12 protein-coding genes are annotated in these 13,718 nt (G+C 69.2%); 10 read left to right on the forward strand and 2 right to left on the reverse strand.

Going from position 1 to position 13,718, the window contains the following annotated elements; all coding sequences use genetic code 11:
* The first annotated feature begins 14 nt into the window (after positions 1-14).
* The 10 genes from AC3A5T_RS03260 (at position 15) to AC3A5T_RS03305 (ending at position 12,014) form a co-directional block, all read left to right on the forward strand.
* A complete protein-coding gene (locus AC3A5T_RS03260; protein WP_487627331.1) occupies positions 15-1,598 on the forward strand; it encodes a serine hydrolase in 1,584 nt (527 codons plus the stop codon).
* A gap of 404 nt (positions 1,599-2,002) precedes the next feature.
* Positions 2,003-2,425, forward strand: coding sequence for a hypothetical protein (locus AC3A5T_RS03265; RefSeq protein WP_487627332.1), 423 nt, complete (start codon positions 2,003-2,005; stop codon positions 2,423-2,425).
* A 48-nt stretch (positions 2,426-2,473) separates the two neighbouring features.
* Positions 2,474-3,151, forward strand: coding sequence for a hypothetical protein (locus AC3A5T_RS03270; protein ID WP_487627333.1), 678 nt, complete (start codon positions 2,474-2,476; stop codon positions 3,149-3,151).
* A gap of 82 nt (positions 3,152-3,233) precedes the next feature.
* Entirely contained in the window at positions 3,234-4,793 is a 1,560-nt protein-coding gene (locus tag AC3A5T_RS03275; RefSeq protein ID WP_487627334.1) for a peptidoglycan-binding protein, read from the forward strand.
* 107 nt (positions 4,794-4,900) lie between these two features.
* The gene (locus AC3A5T_RS03280; RefSeq protein ID WP_487627335.1) at positions 4,901-5,842 is read left to right on the forward strand and encodes a Tle-like phospholipase domain-containing protein; all 942 of its coding nucleotides are present in this window, start codon (positions 4,901-4,903) and stop codon (positions 5,840-5,842) included.
* Positions 5,843-5,892: 50 nt separating this feature from the next.
* Complete coding sequence (locus tag AC3A5T_RS03285) at positions 5,893-6,615, forward strand: ankyrin repeat domain-containing protein (RefSeq protein ID WP_487627336.1); 723 nt, start codon at positions 5,893-5,895, stop codon at positions 6,613-6,615.
* Between the two features lie 330 nt (positions 6,616-6,945).
* Positions 6,946-8,610: a Tle-like phospholipase domain-containing protein gene (locus tag AC3A5T_RS03290; RefSeq protein ID WP_487627337.1), complete on the forward strand. Its 1,665-nt coding sequence runs from the start codon at positions 6,946-6,948 to the stop codon at positions 8,608-8,610.
* A gap of 114 nt (positions 8,611-8,724) precedes the next feature.
* A complete protein-coding gene (locus AC3A5T_RS03295) occupies positions 8,725-9,387 on the forward strand; it encodes an ankyrin repeat domain-containing protein (RefSeq protein ID WP_232148251.1) in 663 nt (220 codons plus the stop codon).
* Positions 9,388-9,496: 109 nt separating this feature from the next.
* Positions 9,497-11,146, forward strand: coding sequence for a Tle-like phospholipase domain-containing protein (locus tag AC3A5T_RS03300; protein WP_487627338.1), 1,650 nt, complete (start codon positions 9,497-9,499; stop codon positions 11,144-11,146).
* 109 nt (positions 11,147-11,255) lie between these two features.
* Positions 11,256-12,014 (forward strand): ankyrin repeat domain-containing protein, encoded by a 759-nt coding sequence (locus AC3A5T_RS03305; protein ID WP_487627339.1) that lies wholly within the window; start codon positions 11,256-11,258, stop codon positions 12,012-12,014.
* A gap of 296 nt (positions 12,015-12,310) precedes the next feature.
* Here AC3A5T_RS03305 and AC3A5T_RS03310 read toward each other — a convergent pair whose 3' ends face one another.
* Together AC3A5T_RS03310 and AC3A5T_RS03315 are read right to left on the reverse strand one after the other, a co-directional pair.
* The gene (locus tag AC3A5T_RS03310; protein WP_487627340.1) at positions 12,311-12,946 is read right to left on the reverse strand and encodes a tetratricopeptide repeat protein; all 636 of its coding nucleotides are present in this window, start codon (positions 12,944-12,946) and stop codon (positions 12,311-12,313) included.
* 153 nt (positions 12,947-13,099) lie between these two features.
* Positions 13,100-13,717, reverse strand: coding sequence for a DUF938 domain-containing protein (locus AC3A5T_RS03315; RefSeq protein ID WP_487627341.1), 618 nt, complete (start codon positions 13,715-13,717; stop codon positions 13,100-13,102).
* Between the last annotated feature and the right edge of the window lies 1 nt (position 13,718).

Consider the following 13,718-nt stretch of genomic DNA (forward strand, 5'->3'; position numbering starts at 1 on the left):
CGGGAGACGCTGTCATGCCGAACCCTCTGCCGGCCATCGCCGGAGTGCTTCTATCGCTGTGCGTCCTCACCGCCGCTGCGGCGCCGCCTGCCGGTTTCGATGCGCGGGTCGAGGCCGCGATGCAATCCCGCGACGTGCCGGGCATGGCGATCGCGATCGTCGAGGACGGCGAGATCGTGCACGCCAAAGGCTATGGCGTGCGCCGGCTCGGCGCGCCGGAGCGCGTGGACGCCGACACCATCTTCCCGACCGGTTCGACCGGCAAGGCGGTGACGGCGGCGGCGCTCGCGATCCTCGTCGACGACGGCAAGCTCGGCTGGGACGACCGGGTCATCGACCATCTGCCCGATTTCCGCATGTACGACCCCTGGGTCACGCGCGAGATGACGGTGCGCGATCTGCTGCTGCATCGCAGTGGCCTGGGCCTCGGCGCGGGCGACCTGCTGTTCATTCCCCGCACCTCGCGCAGCCGCGCCGACATCGTGCGCGCACTGCGGCACATCCGGCCGGCCACGAGTTTCCGCAGCGGTTACGCCTACGACAACATCCTCTACATCGTCGCCGGCGAAGTGGTGGCAGCGGTCAGCGGACAGGACTGGGAAACCTTCGTGCGCGAGCGCATCTTCGCGCCGTTGCAGATGCGCACCGCGACCAGTCACGAGGACGATCGCTTCGCGACCGAGAATCGCGCGCAGCCGCATGCGCGTTTGGATCCGCGCCTGCGCGGCCTCGGCCCGCAGCAGCTGCTGCCGGAACGCGAAGGTCTGGGCCAGGTCGGCGCCGCCGCGGGCGGCTTGTCCTGGAGCGCGCAGGACTTCGCGCGCTGGCTGCAGGTGCAGCTCGCGCTCGGCGCGCTGCCGGACGATCGCGGCCGGCTGTACAGCGAAGCTTCGGCGCACGAGATGTGGACGCCGCAGGTACCTGTGCCGATCCGCCCTTACCCGGCACCGATCACCGACATCACCCCCCAGTTCTCCGGCTATGCGCTGGGCTGGAACGTGCAGGACTACCGCGGCATCAAAGTCATCCAGCACGGCGGCGCGGTGTTCGGCGTACTGGCCTTCACCGTGCTGGTGCCCGAGCGGAACCTCGGCATCTCGCTGCAGATCAATTCCGAAGACGTCGACGTCCTGCGGGGGCTGGGTTTCGAGCTGCTCGACCATTACCTCGGCTTCGAGCCGCGCGACTGGGTCGGGGCATTCGCCACCTGGAACCAGGCGCGCCTCGCCGACGGCCTGGCCGCGCTGGACGCGACCGGCGCGCAGATCCGCAGGTCATCACGGCCGTCGCTGTCGCCAGCCGGTTATGCCGGGACCTACGCCGATGCTTGGTACGGCCCGATCACCATCACCGAGACAGGCGGCAAGTTGCGCATCGACTTCCGCCAGACGCCCGGCATGCAGGGCACGCTGACCCACTGGCAGTACGACACCTTCCGGGTGGCCTGGGACGACGCGGCGATCGAGCCGGCGTCGGTCGCCTTCTCGCTGGACGCGGAAGGCAAGATCGCGCAGATCCGGATGCAGGCGATTTCGCCGACTGCGGATTTCAGCTACGACTACCAGGACCTGCTGTTCGAACCCCAGACAATGAAGTAGCGCTGCACATCTGCATGACACGGCCGCGTCCGGGTTTGCCGGACACGCCAGCGCGTTGACCGCCGACACGCGCGTTTGTAGAACCGGGAACATCCGCACGCGTTTCGACGGCAGAAATCGTCGATGCTCAACGCCCCGGGCGTCGATGTCGCGCTTGCGGTTGTGACGACGCCAGAACAGTGCAGAAAATGGACAGTAGAAATCCAGTGGCAGAAATCCTCGCAGACGCCCTGAACGTCCGGGCGTGGTGCACGACTGCTGTACGCGGCCAGCAACGCGCATGTGGCAGCGACGATTCAAGGTGCAGGACCGGTGCCCGTCTGGGTTCAACACGCAGCGCCGGTACGATCTCGAGCACTTTGCGTATGCACCGTGGTGTCGCCGTCATTCTTTCAGTCGTCCTTGTGGCATGCGCCCCCACATCGAACTCCGCGGCGGCGCAAACGGCGGCGCAACCGGCGGCGACTGCGACAGCATCCGCGTGTCCGATCGATTCGTTCGATGTCTTCATCGAGCGCTTCGGTCGCGAAATCGCGTTCCAGGAACTGACGACCGCCGATCCGCTCATCGTCGAGCGTTACGACACCGATGCCGAGCCCGAGCCCCGCCGCGTCGTGGCGGATGTCGCGCTCGCGGACGTGGTCTGGCCGGTGATGCCGCGTCTCGACCTCGTCGGCGGCAGCGGCCGCACCTACGACATCGCGGCGGTCGCGGATGGCCGCATGGAAGTGCAGGTCCGGACGCCCAACACCAGCGACCAGCAACGCTACGTCTTCGGAAAATCGCCGTGCTGGCAGCTGCAGCGCGTGGTCGACGAGTCGATCTGACATCCCTCGCGCGCAATGTGCAGCGCGATCCGTCTCAAGGAGTGATCGATGCACCTGACATGGAGGTTCGCGCCGCTCTGTTCCGCGCTGCTGCTCGGCTGCGTCGCCCAGGAGGAACCGGTCGCGATACCGTCCGGACACGACATCGCAACGACCGCGGATGCTTCGCAGATGCCCGCGTCGCACGAACCGCCGACCGCGACGCCGCCAGATGTGGATGATCCGGCCGCCTTCGTGCCGCAGGGCGCGACCCTGGTCGATACCGTGCCCGGCGATCTGACCGGGCGTGGCAGCGCCGACGCATTGATCGTGTTCTCGCCGGCCACGACGGACGGACGCGCATTCGGCGATGGCCCGGCGCGCACGGTCGTCCTGCTGGCCCGGGATGCGACGGGCACTCTGCAGAACGTGGCCGAGAACGCGCGCATCGTGCCGTGCGCGCGCTGCGGCGGCATGGCGGGCGATCCCTATGCGGGCGCCCGGATCGAGGCAGGCACCGTGACCTTGGCGGTGGCCGGCGGATCGCGCCAACGCTGGTTCCACGACTACGTCTTCCGATACGCGCCAGAGCGCGCGACCTGGCGGCTCGCGAACGTGACCCGCGGCGTGACGGACACGCAGACGGATCTGCAGAAACACGAGGCACTGACCGCGGCGGACTTCGGCGACATCGATTTCGTGGACTTCGACCCGGCACGCCTTCCACCGGCGCCGGTGCTGGATTGACGCGTCGAGGCATTGCCGACCAATCGAGGCATGACGAACCCGGACGCTTCGTCGAAATGCACCCAGCAGAAGGAACTGCACGATGACCACGGAACGGGAAGCACAGCTCTTGCGTGATGCCTATGCAGCCGGCATCACCCGGCCGCGCGAACTGGCGAACTTCATGGCCCAGGTCGGTCATGAATCGGGTGGGCTCGAACGCCTCGAAGAAGGTTTCCGCTACACGCGCAGCGCCGAGCAGATCAGCGGCAACGTGCGCTCTGCCCTGCGCCAGGGTCGCGATGCGCTCGAGGCCGCTCGACTGGAGGCGTTGGCGGGCCGGCCCGAAGCACTCGCCGAACTGATGTACGGCGGGCGCATGGGCAACAGCGAGCCGGGCGATGGCTATCTGTATCGCGGGCGCGGCTATATGCAACTGACCGGCAAGGACCAGTACGCCGCTGCCGGCGAGGCGCTGGCACTGGACCTGGTCGGCAATCCGGATCTCGCGGCGCGGCCCGAACACGCGTCGCGCATCGCCACCTGGTACTGGCAGCAGAACGTGTCGCCGGGCTCGCGTGAGGATGCACGCGCGGCGGGTGCATCGATCAACGGGACCGATCCGCCGAACGGGCTGGACGACCGGATGCAACGCTTCGAACGCTGGGCGCGCGAGCTCACGCCGGACCGTATCCAGACGTTGTCGGACGCGCGCGCGGTCGGAGCCGACATCGAAACGCCGGCGGCGGCCGGATTCGCGCAGACGATGCGGGTCATGCTGCCGCCGCAGGCCGGGATCGCGCCGCACGTGACCGGGCATTACGGCGAACAGCGGGGCGCGCATGCGCACGGCGGCACCGACTTCAACTATGTCGGCGGGCAGACCGGGGTCAATCTGGCGCATCCGGTCGTGCACAGCCCGGTCGCGGGCGTGGTCACGTTCTCCGGTGGCGCGTTCGGCACCGTGAAGATCCGCGATGCGCAGGGGTACTCGCACGAGATCCTGCATCTCGATGCCCGCCAGGTCGAAGCGGGCCAGGCGCTCGCGGCTGGCGATCCGATCGGCACCATGGGCGGCCGTGGCCCGGAAGGCCAGGCGCAGTACGCACGTCACGTGCACTACCAGTTGCGGGATCCCCAGGGCGCACTGCTCAGCCCGGAAAACTTCTGGAACCGCGCCCCCGTTCCGGTGCAAGGAGAAGCGCACGCCGATGCATTGCTGCGCGAAAGCAGCCGCGGCAACGACGTCCGTCACCTGCAGACCGCGCTGGCCGGACTCGGTTTCACGGATGCGCGTGATCGCGCGCTGCAGGTCGACGGTGTGTTCGGCGCCCGGACCATCGAAGCCGTGCGCGCGTTCCAGCAGGCGCAGGGTCTGGACGTCGATGGCATCGTGGGACCGGCCACGCGCGGCGCCCTCGAACAGGTGTCGCGACGCCAGCCGGCCGAGCCGTCGACTGCGGTGCCTGCGCCGGGCGCAGCGGCGTCGCCACTCGACGCACTGCTCGCAGCCGCGCGGTCCGGCGACCCAGCCATGCTCAAGGGCGCGTTGGATGATTTCTCGGAGACCGCATTCGGTCGGACCTTCGCCGTCCAGGTTGCACGTGCACACGCAACGCCAGACGCGCCTGAAGCCGCACCCGAGCAGGGCTGCGCGCGCTGATCGTCTGCATCGATGAATGGGATGGCGCCGCGAACTGGGGTCCACCCCAGCTGTCGACGCGCGCCGTGTATGCCTAGGGTCGGTCCATCGGTTCTGTGGAGATGGTCATGAGCTTCAGCGTCCAGTCGTCCAGCGTCACGCCGTCGAGCCTGCAGGCGATGCCGCCGCCGGATGTCCTGCGTGCGCAGTCGCAGGGCGCGCCGCCGCTGCCCACGGGCAGCTACCAGCTCGAACCCGGCTATCACCCGCAGCTCGGCGCCCTGTTCGCGTCGGGCGGGACTGCCGCGAACGCGGCGTCGTTCGACAGCCAAGTGCGCGGTCAGGAATCGCGGGCGATCGATCTGGACCTCATGCAGATCTCGGCCGCGGTCTACGATCCTGCCGTACAGCAAGTCGGCGACTGGAGCCGGGTCAGCGATGCGGACCTGATGGCCGCCGGTATCGACCCCGCACTGCTGGAGAATCCGCAGAGCGGATTCCGCGCCGGCATCTACACCGACGGCGACGGCAACCACGTGCTGGCGTTCGCCGGATCGAACGATCTGAAGGACTGGACCGGCGCGAATTTCCGCCAGGGCGTGGGCTGGCAGTCCGAGCAGTACGACGAAGCCGTGCAGCTGGCGCAGCTGGCCTCCGCCGCCTATGGCGACGATCTGGCCATCACCGGGCATTCGCTCGGCGGCGGGCTGGCCGCGACGGCCGCGATGGCCGTCGATGGCGCTGCGGTGACGTTCAACGCCGCCGGCGTGCACGACCGCACCATCGAGGGCCTGGGTCTCGATCCCGCAACCGCCAGGGCCGACGCTGCCGACGGTCAGATCCGCCGGTACAACGTCGACGGCGAAGCGCTGACCAAGGCCCAGCAGGACATCTGGGTGGTGAACAACATTCCTGATGCACCCGGCTACGAGATCGTGCTCGACGATCCTGCGCCGCTGACCGGCTTCGACCGCTTCAATCCGATTTCGATCGTCTCCCACAGCATCGCCAAGCACATGCAGGACGTGGTGATTGAAGCCTTGTCGCAGCAGCAGCCCTGGGCGAACTGATCGGATCCGTGTCGACGGGATGGCCGCTGCGGCTGTGTGAGAATGCAGGCATGCGCGCCGCAGTCCTGAGCCTGTTGCTGATGTTGTCCGGCGCCGCCTGCAGTGGAGACGCAATGGACGCTCGAGCCGCTTTCACCGATGCCAGCGCGGCTGCGCTGGCCGATGCCGTCGCCGACGACGATGCTGCTGCCGTACGTGCGCAGGTGCAGGCCGGCGCCGACCCGAATGCCCGCGGCGATCAAGGCGTGAACCTGCTGCAGATCGCGATGCTGGCCCAGGCCAAGGACGCGTTGACCGCATTGCTCGATGCCGGCGCCGATCCGAACGCGCCGGGACTCGCTGGCGCAACGGCGGTGCATGGCGCCGCGATCGCCGACGATCCCGAGTATCTGAAGATCGTGCTAGACCGCCGCGGCGATCCCGATGCGCGACATGGCGAAACGCATGCCACGCCGCTGGCCGGCGCGACGGGGCCGCGCACCGATGCGCAGTTCCGCATGCTGCTCGCGGCTGGCGCCGATCCGGGCGCCGCCGATCGCACCGGCAACACGCCGCTGCACAAGGCCGCGATGATCAACGCTGGCGACCACGTGCTGGCCCTGCTGGATGCGGGCGCCGATCCGCTGGCGAAGAACGGGCAGGGCGCGACCTTCCAGCGCTTCTTCTTCAAGACGCCCAATGCCCGTCTCAACGACGCGGCCCGCGCGAAGCGCGAGGCCGTCGTGGCGTGGCTGCAGGCGCATCAGGTGCGACTCGAGGCCGGCGCCGACTGAAGGTGGCGCCCGTTGTTGATGCTGGCGTGCCGTCGAGCCGCTTGGCCACTTGAAGTCGCAGGCGGGCTGGACTGATTGAAGGGTGCCTCGAGCGCATCCGAATCGACGCGCATCGTGTTTGGGTCGACGTGCGTGCCGGGGCATCACGTACGAAGACGTCCCGGCCCCCGTTTCTTGTGCGTGCACGGAATCGAATTGCCCACTGCGCGTCGCGGCCGCAGTGTCTCCAAGGCGAACCGGCGCAACCGCCGCCCTAGGACCCGCCCTAGATGGCAGCCGCCGACGCCCGCGTTAGCGTGGAGTCCTCGAAAGCCCGGGTGGAGCGCGGTCATGTCCCTGACCATTGGCGATGGCATCGGTAGCGTCCAGGACACCTGGCGTCCGCAACAGACGCCGCTCCAGTCGTACGGCCCGCCGCTGCCGCCGCCGCAGAGTGGCGTCTACCGCCCCGACACCAGTTACCACCCGCAGGTCCAGGCGCCGGGCACCGGGCCTGCGCAGAGCCAGGGGCAGGGCGGCACCAGCCCGTATGCGATCCCCGCAGGCAGCACGCTCGACGAGGTCGCCAGCGGCACGCAGGCGCAGCCCTTCGACGTCACGCTGTCGCAGCTCGCCACCGCCGTCTACGGCACGCGCGGCGCGCCACCGCCGGGCTGGGAGGCGGTCAGCGACCAGCAGCTGATGGACCAGGGCGTCGCCGATCCGCAGGCCTGGCGGCTGCAGTATCTCGGCGCCAACGATGCGGTGCCGAGCAACGCCCAGGAATTCCGCGCCGAGGTCTACACCGACGGCGCCGGCAACTACGTGCTGTCCTACCGCGGCACCGCCGAGGGCGGCCCGGACTGGGAGAACAACTTCCGCCAGGGCCTCGGCTACGAGACCAATGACGGCGACAAGTTCAGCGTCACCGCGGTCAACACCGCCCGCGAGTTCGCGAACGTGTTCGGCGACAACGGCGCCAACTCCTCGAACCTCGCGATCACCGGTCATTCGCAGGGCGGTGGTCTCGCCAGCGTCGGCGCGTTGGCCAGCGGCATTTCCGCCGTCACGTTCGACGCGTCGGGCATCCATCCCAACACCCTCGACCGCATCGGGATCGATCCGCAGGCCGCGCGCGACAGCGCCGAAGGCGGCCAGATCCGCGCCTATTCGCTGTCCAGCGATGCGCTGACCAATGCGCAGGACAGCTGGATAACCGGCGTCGTCGCGCCGGATGCGCTGGGCACGCAGATCGTCGTCGACCCGGCGGCTGCGGACGTCAACAACATGTTCTCCAACTACGGGCCGATCGAAGGTTTCTCGCAGTCGCAGAGCAACGCGCTCAACACGGTGGTCGAAGCCGCGCGCGATCCGGTGACCGGGCTGTTGATGACGACCGCGATCGCGCCGGCGACCACGGCCGGTGGCGCGCTCGTCGGCAGCCTGTTCGGCAATCCGCTCGGCGGCGCCGCAGCCGGTGCGCTGGCCGCACCCGCGCTCGTGTTCGGCGGCGGCGAAATCGCCTACGCCGCGATCAGCCACAGCCCCAACGCACTGACCGCCGGCATGATCGAAGCGCAGCCGTGGCAGGCGGGCTACCAGAACCCGTCCTCCACCGGCCGCGATCTGCAGAACCTGCTGCCCGATGCGACCAAGGACGACTACGCGCGCAACGTGCATGACTTCGCCACCGACGTCGACACCGTGGTTGCCAACGAATTCGCCAATGGCCAGTACCTGCAGGGCGGTATCAGCCTGGCCGGTGACTTCGCGGAAGGCGCGTTCAATTCCGCCGGTGACACCATCGACGGCTATGCCGACCAGCTGGCCGGTGTGGTCGACCGCAACATCGGCGGCTGGGGTGGCAGCGCGCTGTCGACCGTGATCGACGGGGCGGGTGACGTCGCCGAGTTCACCACCGACGTGGCCGGCCAGGTGACCGAAACCCTGGCCGACGGCGCGGGCTGGGTGGCCCAGGGCGCGACGAACTTCGTCGGTGGCCTGTTCGGTCGCTGAGACTCACGGACCGCGCATGTGCCGTGCGTATGATCGGGCGCTGACATGACCCGCCTCCGCGCCCTGTCCTCGATCGTCCTTCTCCTCTGCGCCGCAGGGTGTGCACAGCCGTCCATGAGCAACGACGCATTCAATTCGCCGACGACGGCGCAACTGGCCGACGCCGTCCGTCGCGGCGATGCCGCCGAGATCCGCCGACAGCTCGAACATGTCGCCCCCGACACGCCGGGCAGTGACGGCGAAACGTTGCTGATGGAAGCGATCCGCCAGCGCCGTGCGGCCAGCGTGGATGCGCTGCTCGAAGGCGGCGCCGACCCGAACCGCGTCAATGCGCGCGGCGACACGCCGGTGCATGCGGCCGCGTTCTCAGGCGATCCGGCGATCCTGCGCGCGGTGATCGCCAAGGGCGGCGATGTCGACGTGGCCAACCCGCACACCGGCGCGACGCCGCTGGTGCAGGCATTGCTGTCGCCGACCGCCGGCCAGGCCGAGGTCTTGCTGGATGCGGGCGCCGATCCCAATCTGGCCGACCGCAATGGCGACACGCCGTTGCACGTCGCCGGCCGGACCAATGGCGGCGCGGCGATCCTCGCGCTGCTGCGCAAGGGCGCCCGGCCGCAGACGGAAAACTCGCGCGGCGTGACCTTCCAGCACGAGTACTTCGGCTTCCCCGCGAACCTGCTCAACGACCGTGCCCGCGCCGAGCGGCGCGAGATCGTCGCCTGGCTCAAGGCCAACGGCGTGCCGCTGGAAGCGAACGTCGCCGCGACCTACTGAGCCGCTGCCGTCCTGAACGGGCGCGCCGCGACCTAGGGTCCGCACCAGCTGTCCGGCGTCGCCCTGGCCCCCTATCGTCGGAGCTATCGTTTCCGTAGGTGCGCGCGCCATGAGCCTGTCCCCGGTATCCGGCAACAACTCGCCCGTCGATCCGTTCCGCGATTTCGCGCTCGATCCGGCGCTGCAGGCCTCGTCCGCGCTGCAACCGCGCACGCCCGCGAACGTCGACACCAGTGCCGGCTTCCCGCGCGGCGACGGCAGCTTCGCCGATTCGGTCCGCGGCACCGCGCCGCAGCCCGATCAGGACCTGCAGTTCGCCCTGATGGCGAACGACAGCTACACGCTGACCGGCCCCGACGGCGTCACCGGCACCGCGGCCGAGGCCGATCTGCAGGCCGCCGGCTGGAACCGTCTCGAACCCAGCGCCGACGGCACGCATCTCGTCGATGCGCAGGGCAACCAGATTCCGATCTCGCCCGACGCGCTGCACGACGCGCAGACCGGCTTCGACGCGGCGATCTACCAGAATGCCGAGGGCCAGTACGTCGTCGCCTATCGCGGCACCGACAGCTGGGGCCTGGGCGCCGGCGGCGATTCGCGCGCAAACGGCGGCCAGGGTCTCGGCATGCAGACCGCGCAGTATTCGCAGGCGATGGAGCTGGCGAATATCGCGGTGGATACCTTCGGCAACGGCAACGTCGCGATCACCGGCCACTCGCTGGGTGGCGGCCTCGCCTCGGCCGCGATGCTGGCAACCGACGTGCCGGGCGTGACCTTCAACGCTTCGGGTCTGAGCAACAACACGCTGACCAGCCTGGGCTTCAATCCCAATGCCGCGCGCGGCGAGATCGCCGACAGCGGCCAGATCCGCCGTTACGTCGTCGATGGCGATCCGCTGACGCTCGCGCAGCAGGACATCCCGATGATTCCGGTGCTGAGCATGTCGCCGCCGAACGCGGTGGGCACCGAGTTGCGCGTCGCGCCGCCCGAGGGCATGGGCCGCTTCGACATGCTCGGCCTGCACGGCGGTGGTGGCGACAATCCGTCCTATGTCGAAGCCCTGCGCCAGAACGAAGCGCAGGCACCGGTCGACCGCTCGGGCACCAATCTGGGGCTGGCGCTCGGCACGCTCGAGAACATCGGTGAGCACAACCTCAATCAGCTGGGCTCGCTGGCCAACGGCATCGGCGGTCTGTATTCCGATGGCCGCTCCACGGTGACCGAGGCCGTCAGCGGCATCACCGATGCGGTGCAGAACGACTACGGCAACGGCCGCTATGTCGGCGGCACCTTCAGCATCGCCGGTGACGTGGTCGACGGCGTGGTGGGTCTCGGTGGCGACGCGATTTCCAATACCCTGGGCACCGCGGGTGACGTGGTCGAAAACATCACCAATCTCGGCGGCAGCGTGCTGCGCGATCTCGGCGACCGCACCGGCTTCGATGCACCGTTCGATGCCGTCGCCAGTGGCGTCGAATGGACCGGCCGCGCGGTCGACACCGTGGCCGACACCGTCGGCGACGGCGCGCAGTGGGGGTTGGACAAGGTCGGTGACGGCGCCGAGTGGGTCATCGATCGCGCCGGTGACGGCGCCCAGTGGGTCGGCGACCGCGTGGTCGACGGCGTGACCTGGACCGGCAACCGCATCGCCGACGGCGCACGCGCGGTGGGCGATGCCGCCAGCTGGACCGGCGACCGTCTGGCCGATGGCGCGCGCTGGGCCGGTGAAAACCTCAACCCGGTCAACTGGTTCCGTTGAGTGCCGCGATTCCCGGCTGTCTCTGCGCCCGGGATGCCCGCACCCTGTCACGACGCCCGACTGCCGGTCGGGCTAGGCTGATGGCTTGTACCGCTTCGGAGGCCTCGCCATGATGGGTGTCGCTTCGATCGCGCCATTTCCGCAGTGGCGGATCATCGCCTGCATCGTGTTGGCGCTCGCTGCCAGCGGCGCCTGCGCCAGACAAGGAACGAGCATGACCCAGGACCACGCCACCGATCCCGCCGCCTCCGCGCTGTCGCGCGCCGCGAGTGCGGGCGATGCCGCCGAGATCCGGCGCCTGATCGCCGATGGCGCCAATCCCAATGCCAAGGACACCCAGGGCTCTCCGCTGCTGCAGGCGGCGATCCTCCGAGGCGACCGCCGCGCGTTCCAGGCGCTGCTCGATGCCGGCGCCGACGCGACCACCGGCGCGGCCAACGGCAACACCGCCGTGCATCTGGCGGCCATGCAGGATGACGCCAGCTATCTGAAGACCTTGCTGGCCGGCGGCGCGTCCGCCGATACGCCGAACACCAAGAACGGCGAAACGCCGCTGTTCAATGCACTCGAAGCGCGCAACGACGAGAACATCCGCTTGCTGCTCGACGCCGGCGCGCGCGCGGACGCGACCGACGCGTTCGGCGCGACCCTGCTGCACAAGGCCGCACGCATCAACGCGACCGGCTGGGTGGTGCGCTTCCTCGAGGCCGGCGCCGATCCGACCGCCCGCGACCGCGTCGGCGTGACCTTCCAGCCCTCGTTCTTCCGCGCGCGCGACGCAGTCTTGTCGGCCGATGCCAAGCGCGACCGCGAGACCGTGCGCGAGTGGCTGGTCGCGCGGCAGATTCCGGTCGAAGACAAGCACTGATCGACGCGTCGCCCTGCGCGTGCAGACGCGTTCGGCAAATGCGCTCGCTGGCGTGCGCGCGCTCGCGATGTCTCACGGAACGCCAGCACCGTCATCCCGGCGTAAGCCGGGAACCAGTGACTTCGAGCAGGACAGCCGGAAAGCCGTGAGTCCGGCGCAAGGCGTGCGCACGCTCAGGTGAAAGGCTGGATGATCAGCGCTTCGCGCGGTTGAAGCCCGTGCCGGCCTACGCCTTGCGGACGACGAGTCGCACGTTTCGCCAGGTCAGCCGCCAGCCCCGTGCAACACCTGCCCGATTACGGCCAGGCCGGCGGCGCCGCCCGCCACGCTGCAAACACCTCGGCCAACGTCGCGCGTTCCGCAGCCGTCCAGTCGGGCAGCAGGGTCGGATAGCGCGCCGGATCGCTCCACAGGGTCGGCTCGGTACGCACTGCGGCGGCGTACCAGCGCACGGCCTCGTCGCGGCGGTCGGTCGACCACAGTCCGAGGGCCAGCGTGGGCGGCGCCCACGAGGGCCGCAGCAGTCGACCGTCCAGCGCCTGTCGCCACTGCTCCAGCGCGTCCTGGTGATGGCCGGCGCGATACAGGTCCCAGCCGTAGTTCCACTGCACCGCGCTGCGCAAGGGCGCGCGCGTCGACAGCGATGCGAGCGCCTGCGCGTACATCGCGCGGCCGGTGTCCTCGCGACCGCTGCGCATCAGCGCCTGCGCCAGCTGCGCCCGCGCCTGGTCGGCATTGCGACCGTTGCGTTCGATCAACTGCAACAGCCGCGCATGGGTCTGGTCGTCGTCGCCGGCGATCGCAATGATCGGCGAGGCCGTCCGCGCGTCGTCGTCGAAATAGAACTCGGCCGGCGCCGGCAACGTCTGTGCGCCGACAGTCGACGCGAACAGCAGCCCGAGCGCGCACAGGCCGGCACGCAGATATCCCATCACCCTCTCCCCCGTGTGTCCGTTCCGTGTCGTGCGGATGACCATGACATCCCCGGCCCGATTGTAGCCATGGCGCGCGGGCAGGCGCCGCGACCGGGTTCACGGATGCCGCGCTGACGCGGTGCGGTCACATGCCGGAAGAACGCCGCGCGCTCAGCGCCGCCACACCAGGCAGCGGTTGTTCGACGGCATTGCGATGTCGCCGTGCAGATACAGACCGATCTGCAACGCGAGCGCATCCACCGCTTCGAGATCGCGGATGCCCGACCGCGGATCGCGCGCTTTGAGCCAGCCGTCGAAATCGCGGTTGCTGTCGCTGGTGTACGTGCCGCCCACGTTGAACGGCCCGTAGACCACCAGCGTCGCATCGTCGGCGAGCACGCGGTCGAGGCCGGCGAAACAGGCTTCGACCTCGGGCCAGCCCATGATGTGCAGCGTGTTCGCGGTGAACACCGCATCGAAGCGGCCGTCGGCGGCCGTTGACGCAGGCCAGTCGGGCTGCGCGACATCGAGCGCGACCGGTGCGGGCGTGTTCGGCAGCGCGACCTCGTCGAGCCAGGCCGCGATGCCCGACAGATGCGCCGCGCGTTCCGAGGTCTGCCAGCGCAGCCAAGGCATCCCCGCGGCGAAATGCACAGCGTGCTGGCCGGTGCCGCTGCCGATCTCGAGCACCTGCCGACGGTGTTCGAACTGCGCGCGCAGGACGTCGAGAATCGGCGCGCGATTGCGATCGCAGGACGGCGAGAAGGGTTTGTCGGGGGACATCGTCATG

It is taken from the genome of Luteimonas sp. Soil_C_16 (assembly GCF_057657295.1).